At 55.9% G+C, this 1,043-nt stretch carries 2 protein-coding genes; both read left to right on the top strand.

What is annotated here, in order from left to right; genetic code table 11:
• Positions 1-411: nicotinate-nucleotide diphosphorylase (locus WH277_RS02625; RefSeq protein ID WP_445235303.1), on the top strand; the 411-nt coding region annotated here is incomplete at its 5' end.
• A 242-nt stretch (positions 412-653) separates the two neighbouring features.
• On the top strand, positions 654-1,043 hold a 390-nt coding region (gene ppdD / locus WH277_RS02620), incomplete at its 3' end, for a prepilin peptidase-dependent pilin (RefSeq protein ID WP_339504249.1).

The following is a 1,043-nucleotide window of genomic DNA, read 5'->3' as shown; positions in this document are numbered from 1 at the left end:
GCGCTGAAGTATGCCGTGCTCTGTGGCGGCGGTGCGAACCATCGCCTGGGTTTGTCCGATGCGTTTCTGATTAAAGAGAACCACATTATTGCCTGCGGCTCGATCGCCAAAGCGGTCGAGAAAGCCTCCTGGTTGCGCCCGGATGTTCCTGTCGAGGTGGAAGTTGAATCGCTGGACGAGCTGGAACAGGCGTTGCAGGCCGGTGCTGACATCGTGATGCTGGACAACTTTACCGTTGAACAGATGCGGGCAGCCGTCACCTTGAGCGATGGACGCGCACTGCTGGAAGTGTCGGGTAATGTGACGGATAAAACTCTGCGGACCTTTGCCGAAACCGGCGTGGACTATATTTCCGTAGGCGCTCTGACCAAACATGTGCGTGCCCTCGACCTGTCGATGCGCTTTCGCTAAGGGTAACGACGCTTAAGAGATATCGCGTCAGCCAATGCCCACGTTGTACCCCAGGCCAGCCAATCGTGCTGGCCTTTTTTCTGCCTGCATTTCGGTTTTGCGAGGCGGCTTCCAGCCCCTCCTTGCACCGATGCAACGCAGCAAAAGACTTTACGTTCCTCCTCTGAAAGCCGCCGTTTGCCGCTGGCTGCCCGCCCATCCCCGATTTATGTTGCCAGCCTCAATACACAAGGAGGTTTGCTATGAACAACCAACAAGGCTTTACCCTGATCGAACTGATGATCGTCATCGCCATTATTGCCATTCTCAGCGCCATCGGACTGCCTGCTTACCAGGGTTATCTGCAAAAAGCCGCACTCACCGATATGCTGCAAACGGCGATGCCGTATAAAACCGCCGTCGAGCTATGCGCCATTGAACACGGTGGCAGCGGAAACTGTAGCGCGGGAAGTCACGGTGTTCCGGCTGAACGGACCTCACGCTATGTTTCAGCGCTAACCACCAATGCAGGAGTCATCACGCTTACCGGCCAGGAAAGCCTCCAGGGGCTGAGTGTGAAACTGACTCCTCAGTGGAATAGCAATGACGGCCAGTTAAGCTGGCAGCGTAGCTGTAACAGTACCAATAGCGGG

The sequence above is a fragment of the Erwinia sp. MYb416 genome, from assembly GCF_037479575.1.
GTDB lineage: Bacteria > Pseudomonadota > Gammaproteobacteria > Enterobacterales > Enterobacteriaceae > Erwinia > Erwinia rhapontici.
Note: the sequence above shows the minus strand (reverse complement) of the source record. Positions and strands in the feature narration are given on the sequence as shown.